The organism is Deltaproteobacteria bacterium, assembly GCA_016210005.1.
Classification (GTDB): Bacteria; Desulfobacterota; Binatia; order HRBIN30; family JACQVA1; genus JACQVA1.
On record JACQVA010000158.1, the window covers coordinates 24,177 to 39,832 of the forward strand.

The window sequence follows — 15,656 nt, forward strand, 5'->3', positions numbered from 1 at the left end:
CCGGGTTGGCTTCCCCTGATCACAGCCTGGTGGCACCGAGCAGGCCGAGCACCTCGTTGCAGCCGTCTTCGATCATCGAAGCACGGGCATCGCGCAGCAGCTTCTCGATCGGATACTCGCGGCTCAGGCCGTTGCCGCCGAAGATCTGCAACGCCGCGCTCGCCACCTCGAAAGCGGTGTTGGTCGCCATCACCTTGGCGGCGATCGAGTACTGCACCAGCGGCGCCGCGGTGGCGTTGTAGAGCGCGACCCGGCGCACCAAGGCCCGCGCGGCTTCAACCTGGGTGAACATCTTGAACAGCCGGCTCTTGACGCTCTGGTGCTGGAAGATCGGCGCGCCGCCTTGCACCCGCTCCTTGGCGTAGTCGGCCGCCAGCTCGAAGGCCGCGCGCGCCACCCCCACGAACAATTGCCCCATCGCCGCGTTGGCATGCGCCAGCATCATCTCCAGAGCCATCGTGTAGAACTCCGGCCCCACCGCCATGTACGAAGCCGGGATGCGCACGTTATCGAAAAAAATCTCGCCTTGATTGAGCGAGCGCTGGCCCAGCTTATCGAGCGGTTTGGGGCGGCTCACCCCGGGCAGGTCCAGCGGCAAAAGAAACACCGCGCCACCATTGAAGCCTTGGCTCTGGTCGAGCGTGCAGAAGAGCACGGCGATATCGGCAATCGAGCCGTTGGAAACCCAGGCCGCCTTCTGGCCGGTGATGACGAACTGATCGCCCTCGCGCCGCGCGCTGCAGTTGGCTTTCAATGAGGGATCGCGGAAGTGCGGCTCGGTGATTGCCACGGTGTCGCTGCCGTGGTCGGGCTCGGTCAGCGCCCAGCAGCCGATGGTGGGCTTGTCGGGATTGCAGAACCGTTCCAACAACTCGGGGTTGCCGCTCTGTTGAATCCACGGGCCGTGGAACATCGTCAGCCCTAAACTGATCGCCAGGCCGACGTCGCCCCAGGCAAGTTCCTCGTTGATGACGCACATCAGACGGGTTTTGGCCACCGGGTCAAGGTTGGGGTCGGTCGCGATGTTGGCGAAGCCGAGGGCATGGTATTCCTTGAGACAATCCCACAGCACCGATCCCGGGGCGATCACTTGGGCTGGATCATGCAGGCGATCGAGCTTCTGCCCAGCCGGCCGCAACACCTCGGCGGCAAAGGCGTGGGACTCGTCACGAACGCGGCGGTCTTCGTCAGTGAGGCCAGTTTCAATATCGAGCGAGATCATCGGCGAAGTCTCCTGCGTAGCGGCCAACCCAAGTTAACGCTTGTTAGGTAACAAAAGCCCGCCATCCCGTCCAGTCTCCGCTTGCGAATGCTCGGAGCTGCTGGTACTCGCCTGAGCACGGAGGACCAAGATGGCAGCAATGACGTTGCAGCAGATTGCCGACCGCATCGAGATCGACGACTTGCTCACGCGCTACGCGACCGCGGTCGACACCAAAGACTGGGAACTTTACGCCAGCTGCTTCACCGCCGACGCCTTCATCGACTACACCGCCGCCGACGGCATCAAGGGGACCGTCAGCGAGGTCAAAGCCTGGCTGGCGCAGGTCATGCCGCTGTTTCCGATGACGCAGCATGTTGTCTGCAACCGCGTGGTGGCGGTGAATGGTGATACGGCCAGCTGCCGCTCCTGCTTCTTCAACCCGATGGGCGTCGCCGAGGGTCAGGGCGGCTTGAAGCTGTTCATCGACGGCGGCTACTACAACGACAAGCTGGTGCGCAGCGCTGCCGGCTGGCGCATCGCCGAACGGGTCGAGGAGACCTCGTACACCACCCGCCATCATCGCGTTGCCACACCCGGCGAGCTCGGGCTCTGAGCCGACCTCCGCGGCGAAGGTTCAGGGAGAGAGACACCATGCGCTTCTCATATGCCGAGTCGATGTGCGATCCGCGCCAGTACCTTCCGCTAGCCCAAGCCGCGGAAGCTGCCGGCTACACCTCGTTCATCGTGCCCGACAGCATCTGCTACCCGCAGTGCTCGGACAGCAAGTATCCTTACACTATTGACGGCAACCGCGAGTTCTTGGAGGACAAGCCGTTCATCGAGCCGTTCACCTTGATTCCGGCGATGGGCGCGGTGACCGAGCGCCTGCGCTTTACCACCTTCGTCGTCAAGCTGCCGATTCGTCACCCGGTGTTGGTCGCGAAGTCAGCCAGTTCCGTAGCGGTAATAACGAATGACCGGTTCGGCTTCGGCGTCGGCTTGAGTCCCTGGCCGGAGGACTTCCAGGTCTGCGGCACGGAGTGGAAGACGCGCGGCCAGCGCATGGACGAGATGATCGAGATCATCCGCGGCCTGACCAAGGGCGGCTTCTACGAGTTCCACGGCCGGCACTACGACGTGCCGAGCATCAAGATCTGCCCGGTACCTACCCAGCCGATCCCGATCCTGATCGGCGGCCATTCCGAAGCCGCATTGCGCCGCGCCGCGCGAATCGGCGATGGTTGGATGCACGCCGGCAGCGATGATCTCGGCAAGATGCTGCAACGGCTTACCGCGCTGCGCCGCGAGTATGGGCGAGAGCGGCAGCCGTTCGAGGTTCACGTGATTTCCTTCGACGCTTTCACCGCCGAAGGCATCAAGCCGTTGGAGGACATCGGCGTCACCGACGTGATCGTCGGTTTCCGCAACGTCTACGACCAGGACACCATGACGTTGCAGCAGAAGATCGACGCGCTGCGGTTTTACGCCGACAACGTGATCGCGAAGGTCTGAGATGCCGCCGGCGCTCAAGATCGGGGTCACCATGTTCGCCACCGACCAGACTATTGGTCCGGTGGAGTTGGCGCGCGCCGTCGAGGAGCGCGGGTTCTATTCGCTCTACGTTCCCGAGCACACCCACATTCCCACCAGCCGGCAGTCGCCGGCGCCGACCGGGGGCGAGCTGCCCGAGGAGTACCGGCGCACGCTCGATCCGTTCGTGGCGCTGGCAGCGGCAGCTGCCGTGACCTCGCGAATCAAGATCGGCACCGGGGTGTGTCTGGTGGCCCAGCACGATCCGGTGGTGTTGGCCAAAGCGATCGCCACGCTAGACTTGATATCCAGCGGCCGCTTCGTGTTCGGTATCGGCTTCGGCTGGAACCGGGAGGAAATGGGCGATCACGGCGTAGAATTTCGCACCCGCCGCGAGCGCGTGCGCGAGCACGTGCTGGCTCTCAAGCAGCTGTGGGCCAAGGATCGCGCCGGGTTTGCGGGCGAGTTCGTCCGCTTCGAAGAGAGCTGGTCGTGGCCGAAACCGGTGCAACAACCGAGTCCGCCGATCTTGATCGGCGGCGCCCCCGGCCCAAAGCTGTTTGCACACATCGCCGAGTACGCCGACGGCTGGATTCCCATCGGCGGGGCCGGCGTGCGCGGGGTGTTGCCCGACTTGCACCGGGCGCTGGCGGCGCGCGGCCGCAATCCCGCCACGCTGCGGATCGTCCCTTTCGGCACCATCCCCGAACAGGGCAAACTCGACTACTACGCCTCGATTGGCATCACCGAAGTGGCGCTGCGCCTGCCCACGGGCGGGCGCGACGAGGTCCTGCCCCTGCTCGACCAGTACGCGAAACTCATGTAACACGCACACTTGCCGGCCCCCCAGACTCCACAGAGATAGGCACGACATGTACCTCGACTTCACTCCCGAGCAGCAGGCCCTGCGCCAAGATATCCGCTCCTACTACCAGCGTCTGTTCACCCCCGAGTTGCGCGCGGCGCTGGACGCGGAGTGGGAAGATGTCGGCGGCCCGGTCTTCCGCCATGTGGTCGGCCGCATGGGTGCCGACGGTTGGCTCGGTATCGGCTGGCCGAAGGAGTACGGCGGCCAAGGTCGCTCGGCGATCGAGCAGTTCATCTTCTGGGATGAGACTTATCGGGCACGAGCGCCACTGCCGGTGATCGCCGTCAACACCATCGGCCCGACGCTGATGCAATTCGGCACACCCGAGCAGAAGACCGAGTTGCTGCCGAAGATCATCAAGGGACAGCTCTTCTTCGGTATGGGCTACAGCGAGCCGTCTGCGGGCACGGATCTGGCCTCGCTGACTACACGCGCGGTGCGCGACGGCGACGAGTACGTCATCAACGGCCAAAAGATCTTCACCACCCACGCCAACGATGCCGACTACATCTGGCTCGCCGCCCGCACCAATCCCGAAGCTCCGAAGCACAAGGGAATTTCGATCATCCTGGTGCCGACCAACAGCCCGGGCTTCTCACTGACGCCGATCTACACGCTCGGCGGCGAGCGCACCAACGCGACTTACTACGACAACGTGCGGGTGCCGGTCAGTAATCGCGTCGGACCGGAAAACGCCGGCTGGCAGCTGATCACCTCGCAGCTCAACCACGAGCGCATCACGCTGGCCGCCCCGGGCGTGGCCGACTATCTGCTCGATGAGGTGTGGGCCTGGGCCGCCAAGACCACTGCGCCGGGCGGCGGCCGCTTGATCGACCAGCCCTGGGTGCAGCTCAACCTCGCGCGCGTCTACGCCAAGCTGGAAGCGCTCAAAGTCCTCAACTGGCGCTCGGCGTGGTCGATCTCGGCCGGGGTGCCCAACATGGCCGAGGCCTCGGCCGTCAAGGTGATGGGCACCGAGTTCTTCGTCGAATGTTATCGGCTGCTACTCGAGATCGTCGAGAGCGCCGGCCTGATCAAAGCCGGGCAACCCGGGGCGCTCTTTGGCGGCCGGCTCGAACACGCGTATCGCAGCGCCACCACGCTCACCTTCGGTGGCGGTGTCAACGAAGTGCAGCGCGACATCATCGCCATGGCCGGCCTGGGCTTGCCCCGAGCCCAGCGGCGTTAGCACGTCACAAGAGACCATTGATGGATTTCCAGTTCTCTGAAGAGCAAGCCTCGGTTCGTGAACTCGCCCGCGGGATCCTCGACAAAGAGGTCACCGTCGAGCGCGTCAAGAAGGCCACCGCTGACCCCGATTGGTGCGACCGGCCACTGTGGCGCACGCTGGCCGACGCCGGGCTGTTGGGCCTGGTGGTGCCCGAGAGTTTGGGCGGAATGGGTTATGGCATAGTAGAGGCGTGCCTCCTGCTCCAGGAAATCGGGCGGGTAGTGGCGCCGCTGCCGGCGCTGCCCACGCTAGTGCTGGGCGCAATGGCGATCGCACAGTTCGGCACGGCCGCGCAGCAGCAGCAATGGCTGCCGGCAATTGCCGCCGGCAAGACGATCTTGAGCGGCGCTTTGGTTGACGCCGGCTCCGCTGACCCAGCTCAGCCCGCCACTACCGCACGCAGAGAGGGCGGGCAGTGGCGACTCGACGGCCACAAGCTATACCTGCAGGCCGCCAACCTGGCCGAGCGCGTGTTGGTGCCCGCTTCCACCGGTGACGGGGTCGGGCTGTTCTTGCTCGATCCGCGCGGTGGCGGGGCCACCATGACGCGGCAAGGCACCTCCAGCGGCGAGCCGCTGTTCCACCTCGGGCTTAGCGGAGCGCCAGTGGGCGCGGCGGACTTGCTCGGTGGCGACGCCATGGCTGGCGGAGACAAGGTGTCCTGGCTGTATCAGCGCGCCCTGGCGGCGGCTTGTGCGACACAACTGGGGGTATCCGAGAAGACGATCGCAATCACCAGCCGTTATGTCTGCGAGCGCATTCAGTTCGGCGTAGCCATCGGCTCCTTTCAAGCGGTGCAGCACCGCTTAGCCGACTGCTACATCGACCTCGAAGCGATCCGCTGGACGACCTGGCGCGCGGCGTGGAAGCTGTCAGCGGGCCAGTCCGCCGAGCGCGAACTGGCGGTGGCCAAGTTCTGGGCCGCTGACGGCGGCGCGCGCATCGCCAGTGCGGCGCAGCACCTGCACGGCGGCATCGGCGTTGATATCGACTATCCCGTGCACCGCTATTTCCTCTGGTCGAAGGGCCTGGAGCTCACCCTCGGCGGAGCCAGTTCACATCTGGCACGGCTGGGTCGCGAACTGGCGCGCAGCGGGCCGCGATAGCGCGCAGACTTCGGCCGAGGACTTTAGAAGGCCATGGAAACGGTACCGCAAACCATCCCGCAGCTGCTGCAAGCGGCGGCCCGGCAGTTCGGCAGCCGCCACGCCGTCGAAGATGGGGTGACGACGCTGACGTTCACGCAGCTGGCCGGCGAAGCTCTGCGTGCGGCCCGCGCCTTCTGCGCAGCCGGACTCGAGCCCGGCGATCGGGTCGCGATCTGGGCGCCGAACATCCACGAATGGATCATCGCCGCCCTCGGCCTGCAATCGGCCGGCGGCGTGCTGGTGCCTTTGAACACCCGACTCAAGGGCGGCGAAGCCGGGTATATCCTGGACAAGAGCGGCGCGCGCCTGCTGTGCACGGTCGGCGAGTTCGCCGGCAACCGCTACGTCGACTTGCTGCGCAGCGCGCTGGGTGAAGCCGCGCCCGGACGGCCGGTGGCCGGGCTGCCGCAGCTTGAACGCATTATCCTCCTGCGTGGCGCTGCCGGCGGTGTGGAGCCGTGGACGGAGTTCCTCACTCTCAGTGATCACGTGACCGCTACTGAGGCACAGCGGCGCGCGGCCGCGGTCTCGCTCGATGATCTCTCGGATATCCTTTTCACCTCCGGCACCACCGGGAAGCCGAAAGGCGTGATGACGTGCCATGGTCAAAACCTGCGCGCGTTCCAGGTGTGGTCGGAAGTTGTTGGCCTGCGCGCCGGTGACCGCTACTTGATCGTGAACCCGTTCTTCCACTCCTTCGGCTACAAGGCCGGCTGGCTTTCGTCTCTGATGTACGGTGCCACCATCCTGCCGCAGCAGATCTTCGATGTGCCCGCGCTGCTGCGGCGTATCGGACAAGAGCGAGTCAGCGTGCTGCCCGGCCCACCGACCTTGTACCAGTCGATCCTCGCCCATCCCGAACGTAACGCCTACGACCTCAGCAGCCTGCGTCTGGCGGTAACCGGCGCCGCCGTGATTCCGGTCGAGCTGATCCACCGCATGCGCCGTGAGCTGTCGTTCGAGACCATCATCACCGGCTACGGCCTGACCGAGACCTGCGGCATCGTGACCATGTGCCGTTTCGATGATGACCCGGAGACGATTGCGACCACCTCGGGCCGGGCAATTCCGGGCGTGGAAGTCCGTTGCCTCGACAAGACTGGGGCGGCAGTGCCCTGCGGCCAGCCGGGCGAGATCGTCGTACGCGGCTACAACGTAATGAAGGGCTACTTCGAGGATCCGGCGGCGACGGCCCAGACCATCGATGCGCAAGGCTGGCTACATACCGGCGACGTCGGCGTGCTGAACGAGCGTGGCTACCTGCGCATCACCGACCGCATCAAGGACATGTACATCACCGGAGGTTTCAATTGCTACCCGGCCGAGATTGAAAGCTTGCTGCACGCCAACCCCGAGATCGCCCAGGTTGCCATCATCGGCGTGCCCGACGAACGCTTGGGCGAAGTCGGGATGGCGTTCGTGGTCGCAGCCCCGGGCGCAACCCCCACCCCCGATTCGGTCATCGGCTGGTGCCGGGCCAACATGGCCAACTACAAGGTGCCGCGCGCGGTCGAGATCGTCGACTCGTTGCCGATGAATGCCTCAGGCAAGGTGACCAAGTTCGTCCTGCGCGAACGCGCCACTGGCCGTAAACCGTAGAGTGGCAACCGCTGCGAGGCTCCTGAGCCGTTCACACCAGTAAGCCATCATTCCGGCGAAAGGTGGGCACTCACGCCAGGCCGTCAGCCTTGGAACCGCCAGCGCCCCGACTCGGCAGTGTGGCGCACAGCGGCTCGGCCTGGTACAAGTGGAGCATGCTGGCGGCCGTCACCATCAACGAAATCGAGAAGATCTTCACTGTCATCGAGCGCCATGGGCTGTCGCGCGAGGCGGTGATTATTCCGCTGCGGCCGGCATCACCGGGCGTAGTCAAGCGGCTGGCCAACGGTAAGTTCGAGATCGTAGTCGACGGCGAGGTGCCGATCGACGACTGGCTGACGGTGCTGGAGGCAAAGCTCTGCGCCTTGCTGCCTGGCAGCTGAAGGCGGCGAAGCATTAGCTCGGCGGTGCGTTGTGGGGAGGATTTGGGCAATGAGGCGGCAAGTACGAGGGCGAACGGTTGCAGTTGTACTGGCGGTAGTCGCAGCAGCAACGCTGGCGATTTCGAGTTCTGCCCGGGCTCGTACGAGAGCACACAGGGGCGAGACTGCGAAGAAGAGCGACGCCGCCGCGGTCAAGTACCGCGCGGTGTTGCTGATGGATGCCGCCTCGGGGGCGGTGCTGTCCGAGGAGAACGGTCACCTGCAGTGGCCGCCGGCGTCGATGACCAAGATGATGCTGATGCTGATCGCGTCCGAGCGCGTGCGTGACGGCGCGGCCAAATGGGAGGAGCCGATAACTACCTCGCGCTGGGCGAGCAAGATGGGCGGCTCGCAGGTTTACTTGAAAGAAGGCGAGGTATTTACCTTGGCCGAGATGATGCAGGCAGTCATCATCCATTCCGCTAACGACGCCTCGATGGCCGTGGCCGAGCACATTGCCGGATCAGGCGAGGCGTTTGTTGACCTCATGAACGAACGGGCCCGACAGCTGGCGCTGGCCGACACGACGTACCAGACACCGCACGGCCTACCCCCGGCTCAGGGGCAGAAGCCGGATATCACCAGCGCCCATGACCTCGCCGTCCTGGCGCGCGAGCTGATGAAGTACCCCGAGGTCATGAAGTGGGCCGGCACCAAGGAGGCACCGTTTCGCAACGGCGCGATGATTCTGCGCAACACCAACCATCTAGTTCGCAACACATCCTGGGTGGACGGGCTTAAGACCGGCTATTATCGCGAGGCTGGCTTCTGCGTTACCGCCACCGCCACCCGCAATGACATGAAACTGATTGCTGTCGTGCTCGGCTCCACCCACAAGCGGGACTCCTTCGCCGAAGCCGCCAAGCTGCTCAACAAAGGGTTCAGCAACTACAAGGTCATCTACGCGGTGAAGAAGGGCGACGTCGTGGCCAACGACGTGCCGGTGCAGCGCGGCAAGCCCAAGTTCGTGCGTCTGGTGGCGGGCGACAACGTTGCGCTGGTAGCGGAGAAAACCGCCAAGCGCAGCTTCCAGCTCGAGCTGGCGCTTACCGGCCAGCTGGCCGCGCCGCTGGTCGCGCAAAGCAAGGTGGGCGAAGTCATCGTCAAGGAAGACGGCAAGGAAGTCGGCCGAGTTCCGGCACTGACATTCGAGGCGGTGGAGAAAGCCGGCGGGCTGCTCGAGCGCTTCTTCTGATCCGGCAAGGGCGCGCGGTCGTGAAGACGAGGGTGCAGGCTGCGCTCATTAGCTTGCTGCTGACAGCAGCCACGCCCGCACGAGTGCTCGCGGCACTGGCTGACGCCAACTGCGATAGCCTCAGCTCCGCGGCCGACGTGGTCGCGGCCGTCACCGTCGCCCAGGACACCTTCGCCTTTCCCGACTGCCGCGGCGCGGATCAGTTCCGCAACCATCAGTTCACCCCCGAGGGACAAGAGCGGCTGCTCAACGACATCTTCAACCGGCAAGAGCAAACCTGGACACCAACACCGACGACAACGCCCACGCGGACGCCGGCGGCGACACGCACCCCGAGCGCCACAGCGACCGCTAGCGTCACCGCCACCGCATCCGCCACCAACACCCCGACGCTGACGCCGACTAACACCCCACGCCCCACCAACACCCGCACCGCAACGCGCACCGCGACCGACACGCCGACACGGACGGCAACGCCGACAGCGACCCCGACGGGGCTGGCGCAACAACTCGCCGGCGATTGGAGCGCCGATTGGGCCAACGGCGCCCTCGCCTGCTGCTACCTCATCGGCCAGTCGCAGCCGCTGTGCATCGCCGATGCCGTCTATCGGGTGACCGCCGCGCCCAGCAACCAGCTGACCATCACCAACCTGACCAGCGGCCAAGCCCTGGGCACGGCCACCATCACCAGCGGTGGCACCGTCCATCCTCCGCTCGTGACCGAAAACGCCGGCATCTGCAATGTGGACGGCCAACCCATCGTCATGCAGTTCGACTACACCTTCACCTTCAACGTCAACGGCACGGGTAGCGCCACCATCGAGTGGAAGCGGCTCACCCATTGCCAGACCTGCGACCAACGCGACACTGCCACGCTGCAACGGGTAGCTCGACCGTGAGGGCGCGCCAACGAGCAAAGGTTGTTCGATTTCGGCTGGCGCGCTAGGCTGCGCCGCCGACTAGGGGGAACAGGGATGGCCAAGATTGCGCTAATCGGTGCCGGCAGCGTGGTGTTCGCCAAGAATCTGATCGGCGACATCTTGCTGTTTCCCGAGCTGGCCGACTGCCACATCGCGCTGATGGACCTCGACCCGGCGCGCTTACACACCGCCGAGCGCATGACCCAGAAGGTTGCCGCGGCTCTCCACGCGCAGCCGACCATCAGCGCTCACACCGACCGGCGCGCGGCACTGACGGGGGCTGATTACGTCATCAACACTATCCAGGTGGGCGGCTATCGGCCCGCAACCGTAATCGATTTCGAAGTACCCAAGCGCCACCACCTGCACCAGACGATTGCCGACACCCTGGGAATCGGCGGCATCATGCGCGCGCTACGCACCATCCCGGTGCTCATCGACATCTGCCGCGACATGGAAGAAGTCTGCCCGCGGGCGTGGCTGCTCAACTACACCAACCCGATGGCCATGAACTGCTGGGCGCTCTCCCGCGCCACACCGATTCGCACCGTCGGCCTGTGCCACAGCGTCCAAGGCACGGCCATGCAGTTGGCCGGCGACATCGGTGTTCCCTATGCTGAGATCAGCTACCTGGCAGCGGGCATCAACCACATGGCGTTCTATCTCCGCTTCGAGCGCCAGGGTGAGGACCTCTACCCGCTGATCCGCCGAGTGGTAGCGGAGGGGCGGATACCGAGTAACAACCGGGTGCGCTACGAGATGCTCCAGCGTCTGGGCTACTTCGTGACCGAGTCGAGCGAGCACTTCGCCGAGTACACACCGTACTTCATTCGCCGCGACCGCCCCGACTTGATCGAGCGCTTCAACGTGCCACTGGACGAGTACATCACGCGCTGCGAGTTCATGGATCAGTTTTGGGGCAACATGCAGCAATTCTTCGAAGGCGCCGAGCCCATCGCCGACCTCGAGCGCAGCCACGAGTACGGGGCGCTGATTATTCACAGCCTGGAGACCAACAGCGCGCGCGTGGTATACGGCAACGTGCCGAATCGCGGGCTGATCACCAACCTGCAAGCGGGCTGCTGCGTCGAGGTGCCCTGCCTGGTCGATGGCAACGGGATTCAGCCCACCGCCATCGGCGACCTCCCGCCGCAGCTCGCCGGCCTGATCATGACTAACGTGAATGTGCAAGCGCTTGCGGTCGAGGCCGCTCTGACCGGCAAGCGCGAGCACGTCTACCACGCGGCAATGCTCGACCCTCATACGGCAGCAGAACTTACGCTCGACGGCATCTGGGCCTTGGTCGACGAGTTGATCGCGGCGCACGGCGACTGGCTGCCTCCCTTGCGCTGATGATCTTCCAGGCGATCGACCACATCATCATCGCCGTCGGCGACCTCGACGCCGCCACCGCCGCTCACCGCACGCTGCTGGGGCGCGCACCCTCGTGGCGCGGCACGCATGCGGCCTTTGGCACCCGCAACACCCTCTTCCGGCTCGACAACACTTACATCGAGCTACTGGCGGCGTTGCCGCGTAGTACGACGCCGCAAAGCGCGCGGCTGCGCGAGGCGCTCGGCGACAGCCCGGAGCGCCCGTTCGGGCTCGCTATCAGGGTCAACGATCTCACCGCCGCGATCAACATCCTGCGCGGCCGCGGCATGCGATTAGGAGAGGCTTCCGAAGGTGCCGGCGAAGATGAGCGCAGTGGACGCCGGCGCACCTGGCGCAGCGCCTGGATCGATCCGGCGAGCAGCGGCGGGTTACGGCTGTTGCTGATACAGCATACCTGTCCGGCGCACTTGCTGCCGCGCGCCCTCGGCGTCGCCGACGACGCCGCCGTCTGCTTGGGTGTCGATCACGTGGTGATTTCCAGCTCGGATCTGAACGCCTCGGTGCGCTTGTGGACGGAAGGGTTTCGCATCACCGAGCAGTGGCGGCGCGATTTCCCGGAGCGCGGCACCCGCAACGTGGGGTTGGACTTCGGCGGTATTACCGTCGAGCTGATCATGCGTACCGATCAGCTCGCCACCGGTATCGCCGATCGCTTTTGGGGCGTGGCCTATCAGGTATTCGATTGCAGCAGCGCGGTGGCGCGCTTACGCGCCGCCGGCCTTCAGGTGGACAACCCCCGCGCGGGGCTGGCGCCCGACACGCAAGTGGCCAGTGTGCGCTGGCCGCGCACTCCGACGCTGGTAATCCAGCGCCGGCTCAGCCCCCCAACAACTTGCTGAAGCTGACTTGGCCGGTGGCGGCCGTCAGTCCGCCATCGACCACCAGGGCCGCGCCAGTGATGTACGCCGCGTCATCAGAGGCCAGGAACGCGACCGCGGCGGCGATTTCTTCTGGCTTGCCGATGCGACCCATCGGCACCAGCGCGTTGTATTCGGCCACCGCGTTCGGCAGCGCCAGTAGCGGCGAGAGCAAGGGCGTCTCGATCGGCCCCGGGCAGACACAATTGCAACGAATGTTTTCGCGCGCGTGGTCGATCGCCACCGTCCGCGTGAGGTTGACGACGCCGCCCTTGGCCGCGTTGTACGCCACCAGTCCGTAATCGCCGAACAGGCCCGAGATCGAGGCGGTGTTGACGATCACCCCGCCGCCGGCTCGGCGCAGCAGCGGAACTGCGAACTTGCAGCCATAGAACACGCCGTGCAAGTCGACCTCGATTACCCGCTTCCACATCTCGACGTCGAGGTCCGGGCTCTTACCATAGGTTCCGATGCCGGCGTTGTTGAAGACAATGTTCAGCACGCCGTAGCGATCCGTCGCGGTTTGCATCAAGGTTTCGACCTGGGCCGGGTCAGCCACGTCAGCGCGCAAAAAGGTAGCGCCCAGCTCCTGGGCTAGCGCCTCGCCCGCGCCTTCATTCAGATCGCTCAGCACCAGACGCGCCCCCTCTTGTGCGAAACGCCGTGCGGTGGCCGCGCCAATCCCTGATGCGGCTCCCGTCACCACTGCCACTTTACCCGTGAATCTGCCTGCCATGTTCCCTCCTACCGGTACGGCCACCTCGTCTACTGCGCGATAACGCCGCGGTCAACGTCGCGCTTGCGTAGCCGCCCGCGGCGGCCGAGAATGTAGTTGAGGTGAAGCATCATGAGCCGGCGCCGCTTGCGCATCATTCGGCTCGCAGCCAGCGCCGCAATCGCCTGGCTGATCACTTCCGGCCTAAGCCTGGCTGGTGATTTGGACCTGCTGTCACGGCGAGAACGACTGGGGTTGCACTCCGATGGAGCTTGGAGCTCCCGCGTGTTTCTCAGCGTCGCCGCTGACCCGAAGCGGGCGCGCCGGCACCGGCTGCAATTGGAGGTCGCCGGGGCGCGCGTGCAAACCGAGGACTGGCTACGAGCTGCCGGCTTCTCGCTGCTCGAACAGCGCGACGGGGAAGGCCGCCGCAGCTACACCGTGGTCTCGGACGCGCTGGCGGCTCAGTGGCCGGAGGTGCGACTGCGGGCGCAGTTCGGCGGCCCACAGCTCTCGGCCGGGCTGCGCTCACGCCGCGGCCCGGTATCGGTTGCGTTGACGATTCCGTGGCAGGGCTACGCGGTGGAGTTGGAGAGCCGTGAAGACCGTACCTTTGGCTATTCGCTGCTGGTGGCGCTGCGCAGCCGCGATCGACAGCAGCGGCTGCAATATGGCTTGGCGCTACCGATGTCACTCGAGCGTGCGCCCAACTTCGGGATCGTGCTGCAATTGCGCCTGCGGCTCGGCGACTAGCCCCACGCCCCGGCCTTCATCCGGCAGTTCCACCAGGTCGCAATACACCGCACCGATGAACACCTCGCTGCGAATGCGCAAGAGCGTGTGCGGCACGCTTTGGGTGACCCAGATCGCCACCCGCCGCACCCGCGGGTCGCGTTTGTCTTGCTCCACGCGCCAGATCGTCGGGACAATGCGTACGGCGTCAAAGCGGCCGGCGGGCACGCGGATGGTCTCCACCGCCTCGCGCCTCAGCTCGATACGGTAGCGGGCTTCACCAGTGAAGATGTCGTAGCTTTGCGGCGCGGCCGCGCTCGGCGGCTGCTGGAGCGCCCGCAGCACTGCGGTCATCGGATCCAGGGCTCGGGGGTTGTTGACCTCCACCAGGCGGTAACGGCCCGGGCGGGCGTAACGGCCGACCAAGAGTCCGTCCGGCTCAGCATCGATGCGGGTTAGCTCGGGCTTGCCGTTGATACGCCGATCGAAGACGAACCAGCGCGGGCGCAGCATCAGCGCGTCCGCCTCGGCGATACTCTGCGCGCGCAAGCTCCAGAACAGGTCGACAAAGCTGTTGGTCCGGATCAGCGCCGACAAGCGCGTGGTTTGGCGCAATTCCCCTTGGTCATCCGTTCGCGTCACGGTCGCCCGTGCCACCGGAATGCCGTTCCAGGATACGCGGTACTGGTATTGGCGAACGACTTCGCCAGCCGTTACCGGCGGGGTTGCCGCCAATCCGGCCACCACCAGCTGACACACCAAGCGTCGCGCGGCCCCGGCCATGCTTGAGCGCCTCCTAGCGCCGCACGGTAGGCTGCGGCCGCCAGCGGTTCAAGCCTTCTCGCCCGGGGGAGGGGCCGGATGCCCTCCCCCGGGGTCGCGCCGGCGGTGACTAAGCCGGCTTCAACTGCAATGCGGATCGTCCGCCCTCGACTATGCGCAGCGCCGGCCGCCTGAGCGCCTTGGTCACCAAGACCTCGTAGAGCACGAGGCCAAACAGGACCGCCGCAACACCGACCGCCACGGCGGCAAGCGCCCAAGTGCTCGCCGGCCATGCGACCGCGAGCGGGAGCGGGCTTTGCGCAGCACACCACAACATCGAAATCACCCCCATTCAAACTCCACTGCCCGCCCGGCTCTCCGAGCGGGGAGACTAACGGTTAGTAACCAACCCCGACGCGCTGCGGCGCGCCGTTGATTCCGGCTTGTGCCAGCTGCATCGCGGCCGGATCCGGGCCCGCCAGGAACCACTCCATCGGGCGGCCGGTATACTGGGCGATGCGGTACAGCACTTCCGTCGACGGCACGCGGCCGTTGAGGTAGTTGTACAGCGCGGACAGGCTCACGCCGATGTCATAGGCAAAGGCCTTGGGCTCATCCGCCACCACCTCGCGCAACCGCCGCGCAACCAACTGAGCATCGATCTGTGACATCGTCTTCCCTCCTTCCAAACTTCGCCCCACACTCGCTCTGCTGACTCGCCGGCCGGCCAAGTGAGCAGAGCGTGCCCCCCGTGGCGCGCGGGGGGCAAAAAAAAAGGCCACCGGGTTTTGCTTCCCGATGGCCTTTTGTCCCTTAAGAAGTGAAATCGTCGCTTACGGTTCCCTCCGGCTGGGATGGCCACCGGGTGTCGCGTTCGGGTTAATCTTGGCGGCCGACAGCGTATCCACCATCGCCGCAGACACCGAGCGCAACGCCACGGCCAGCGCGTGCCACTGGCACGTACCTGCACCCGCGGTACGTCGCGTGTGCATACGGTCGAGCTGTTGGTCGTGGGTTCTCATGTTGATCGCCGGGCTTGTGCTAACGTTGGTGCTAATTAGCCACAGCCGTGCAGGCT

At 65.4% G+C, this 15,656-nt stretch carries 18 protein-coding genes; 12 read left to right on the forward strand and 6 right to left on the reverse strand.

All coding sequences use genetic code 11. The features are described from left to right. Nucleotides 1-19: 19 nt before the first annotated feature. The gene (locus HY699_14965) at nt 20-1,222 is read right to left on the reverse strand and encodes an acyl-CoA/acyl-ACP dehydrogenase (protein ID MBI4517105.1); all 1,203 of its coding nucleotides are present in this window, start codon (nt 1,220-1,222) and stop codon (nt 20-22) included. A gap of 139 nt (nt 1,223-1,361) precedes the next feature. Here HY699_14965 and HY699_14970 point away from each other — a divergent pair, with 139 nt between their 5' ends. From HY699_14970 to HY699_15020, 11 genes are all read left to right on the forward strand, one after another. Then, on the forward strand, nt 1,362-1,817 hold the full coding sequence (locus HY699_14970; protein MBI4517106.1) for a nuclear transport factor 2 family protein: 456 nt from the start codon (nt 1,362-1,364) through the stop codon (nt 1,815-1,817). A 38-nt stretch (nt 1,818-1,855) separates the two neighbouring features. Next, nucleotides 1,856-2,716, forward strand: coding sequence for a TIGR03619 family F420-dependent LLM class oxidoreductase (locus HY699_14975; GenBank protein ID MBI4517107.1), 861 nt, complete (start codon nt 1,856-1,858; stop codon nt 2,714-2,716). Nucleotide 2,717: 1 nt separating this feature from the next. Then, nucleotides 2,718-3,560, forward strand: coding sequence for an LLM class F420-dependent oxidoreductase (locus HY699_14980; protein MBI4517108.1), 843 nt, complete (start codon nt 2,718-2,720; stop codon nt 3,558-3,560). Between the two features lie 46 nt (nt 3,561-3,606). Continuing rightward, nucleotides 3,607-4,791 (forward strand): acyl-CoA dehydrogenase family protein, encoded by a 1,185-nt coding sequence (locus HY699_14985; GenBank protein ID MBI4517109.1) that lies wholly within the window; start codon nt 3,607-3,609, stop codon nt 4,789-4,791. Between the two features lie 20 nt (nt 4,792-4,811). Next, nucleotides 4,812-5,939, forward strand: coding sequence for an acyl-CoA/acyl-ACP dehydrogenase (locus HY699_14990; GenBank protein MBI4517110.1), 1,128 nt, complete (start codon nt 4,812-4,814; stop codon nt 5,937-5,939). Between the two features lie 33 nt (nt 5,940-5,972). After that, nucleotides 5,973-7,580: a fatty acid--CoA ligase family protein gene (locus tag HY699_14995; protein MBI4517111.1), complete on the forward strand. Its 1,608-nt coding sequence runs from the start codon at nt 5,973-5,975 to the stop codon at nt 7,578-7,580. An 89-nt stretch (nt 7,581-7,669) separates the two neighbouring features. Further along, the gene (locus tag HY699_15000; protein ID MBI4517112.1) at nt 7,670-7,963 is read left to right on the forward strand and encodes a hypothetical protein; all 294 of its coding nucleotides are present in this window, start codon (nt 7,670-7,672) and stop codon (nt 7,961-7,963) included. A gap of 49 nt (nt 7,964-8,012) precedes the next feature. After that, nucleotides 8,013-9,197, forward strand: coding sequence for a D-alanyl-D-alanine carboxypeptidase (locus tag HY699_15005; protein MBI4517113.1), 1,185 nt, complete (start codon nt 8,013-8,015; stop codon nt 9,195-9,197). Between the two features lie 20 nt (nt 9,198-9,217). Then, nucleotides 9,218-10,096, forward strand: a complete 879-nt coding sequence (locus HY699_15010; protein MBI4517114.1) for a hypothetical protein — start codon at nt 9,218-9,220, stop codon at nt 10,094-10,096. 75 nt (nt 10,097-10,171) lie between these two features. Beyond that, nucleotides 10,172-11,470 (forward strand): alpha-glucosidase/alpha-galactosidase, encoded by a 1,299-nt coding sequence (locus HY699_15015; GenBank protein ID MBI4517115.1) that lies wholly within the window; start codon nt 10,172-10,174, stop codon nt 11,468-11,470. Beyond that, the gene (locus HY699_15020) at nt 11,470-12,351 is read left to right on the forward strand and encodes a VOC family protein (protein ID MBI4517116.1); all 882 of its coding nucleotides are present in this window, start codon (nt 11,470-11,472) and stop codon (nt 12,349-12,351) included. The genes HY699_15015 and HY699_15020 overlap by 1 nt, the downstream gene beginning before the upstream one ends. On the opposite strand, the gene HY699_15025 is transcribed toward HY699_15020, so the two are convergent. Beyond that, nucleotides 12,329-13,105: an SDR family oxidoreductase gene (locus HY699_15025; protein ID MBI4517117.1), complete on the reverse strand. Its 777-nt coding sequence runs from the start codon at nt 13,103-13,105 to the stop codon at nt 12,329-12,331. The two genes, HY699_15020 and HY699_15025, sit on opposite strands and share 23 nt — an antisense overlap. 111 nt (nt 13,106-13,216) lie before the next feature. Here HY699_15025 and HY699_15030 point away from each other — a divergent pair, with 111 nt between their 5' ends. Then, the gene (locus HY699_15030; protein ID MBI4517118.1) at nt 13,217-13,837 is read left to right on the forward strand and encodes a hypothetical protein; all 621 of its coding nucleotides are present in this window, start codon (nt 13,217-13,219) and stop codon (nt 13,835-13,837) included. On the opposite strand, the gene HY699_15035 is transcribed toward HY699_15030, so the two are convergent. From HY699_15035 to HY699_15050, 4 genes are all read right to left on the reverse strand, one after another. Next, nucleotides 13,775-14,599 (reverse strand): DUF3108 domain-containing protein, encoded by an 825-nt coding sequence (locus HY699_15035; protein MBI4517119.1) that lies wholly within the window; start codon nt 14,597-14,599, stop codon nt 13,775-13,777. The two genes, HY699_15030 and HY699_15035, sit on opposite strands and share 63 nt — an antisense overlap. 109 nt (nt 14,600-14,708) lie before the next feature. Beyond that, nucleotides 14,709-14,930, reverse strand: a complete 222-nt coding sequence (locus HY699_15040; GenBank protein ID MBI4517120.1) for a hypothetical protein — start codon at nt 14,928-14,930, stop codon at nt 14,709-14,711. A 46-nt stretch (nt 14,931-14,976) separates the two neighbouring features. Beyond that, the gene (locus tag HY699_15045) at nt 14,977-15,249 is read right to left on the reverse strand and encodes a helix-turn-helix transcriptional regulator (protein MBI4517121.1); all 273 of its coding nucleotides are present in this window, start codon (nt 15,247-15,249) and stop codon (nt 14,977-14,979) included. A gap of 162 nt (nt 15,250-15,411) precedes the next feature. Further along, nucleotides 15,412-15,600 (reverse strand): hypothetical protein, encoded by a 189-nt coding sequence (locus HY699_15050; protein MBI4517122.1) that lies wholly within the window; start codon nt 15,598-15,600, stop codon nt 15,412-15,414. Nucleotides 15,601-15,656: the final 56 nt, after the last annotated feature.

Excerpts from the sequence above, each read along its gene's own strand:
- HY699_14965 (MBI4517105.1), bottom strand. The coding sequence starts at position 1,222 with ATGATCTCGCTCGATATTGAAACTGGCCTCACTGACGAAGACCGCCGC.
- HY699_14970 (MBI4517106.1), top strand. The coding sequence starts at position 1,362 with ATGACGTTGCAGCAGATTGCCGACCGCATCGAGATCGACGACTTGCTC.
- HY699_14975 (MBI4517107.1), top strand. The coding sequence starts at position 1,856 with ATGCGCTTCTCATATGCCGAGTCGATGTGCGATCCGCGCCAGTACCTT.
- HY699_14980 (MBI4517108.1), top strand. The coding sequence starts at position 2,718 with ATGCCGCCGGCGCTCAAGATCGGGGTCACCATGTTCGCCACCGACCAG.
- HY699_14985 (MBI4517109.1), top strand. The coding sequence starts at position 3,607 with ATGTACCTCGACTTCACTCCCGAGCAGCAGGCCCTGCGCCAAGATATC.
- HY699_14990 (MBI4517110.1), top strand. The coding sequence starts at position 4,812 with ATGGATTTCCAGTTCTCTGAAGAGCAAGCCTCGGTTCGTGAACTCGCC.
- HY699_14995 (MBI4517111.1), top strand. The coding sequence starts at position 5,973 with ATGGAAACGGTACCGCAAACCATCCCGCAGCTGCTGCAAGCGGCGGCC.
- HY699_15005 (MBI4517113.1), top strand. The coding sequence starts at position 8,013 with ATGAGGCGGCAAGTACGAGGGCGAACGGTTGCAGTTGTACTGGCGGTA.
- HY699_15015 (MBI4517115.1), top strand. The coding sequence starts at position 10,172 with ATGGCCAAGATTGCGCTAATCGGTGCCGGCAGCGTGGTGTTCGCCAAG.
- HY699_15020 (MBI4517116.1), top strand. The coding sequence starts at position 11,470 with ATGATCTTCCAGGCGATCGACCACATCATCATCGCCGTCGGCGACCTC.
- HY699_15025 (MBI4517117.1), bottom strand. The coding sequence starts at position 13,105 with ATGGCAGGCAGATTCACGGGTAAAGTGGCAGTGGTGACGGGAGCCGCA.
- HY699_15030 (MBI4517118.1), top strand. The coding sequence starts at position 13,217 with ATGAGCCGGCGCCGCTTGCGCATCATTCGGCTCGCAGCCAGCGCCGCA.
- HY699_15035 (MBI4517119.1), bottom strand. The coding sequence starts at position 14,599 with ATGGCCGGGGCCGCGCGACGCTTGGTGTGTCAGCTGGTGGTGGCCGGA.
- HY699_15040 (MBI4517120.1), bottom strand. The coding sequence starts at position 14,930 with ATGGGGGTGATTTCGATGTTGTGGTGTGCTGCGCAAAGCCCGCTCCCG.
- HY699_15045 (MBI4517121.1), bottom strand. The coding sequence starts at position 15,249 with ATGTCACAGATCGATGCTCAGTTGGTTGCGCGGCGGTTGCGCGAGGTG.
- HY699_15050 (MBI4517122.1), bottom strand. The coding sequence starts at position 15,600 with ATGAGAACCCACGACCAACAGCTCGACCGTATGCACACGCGACGTACC.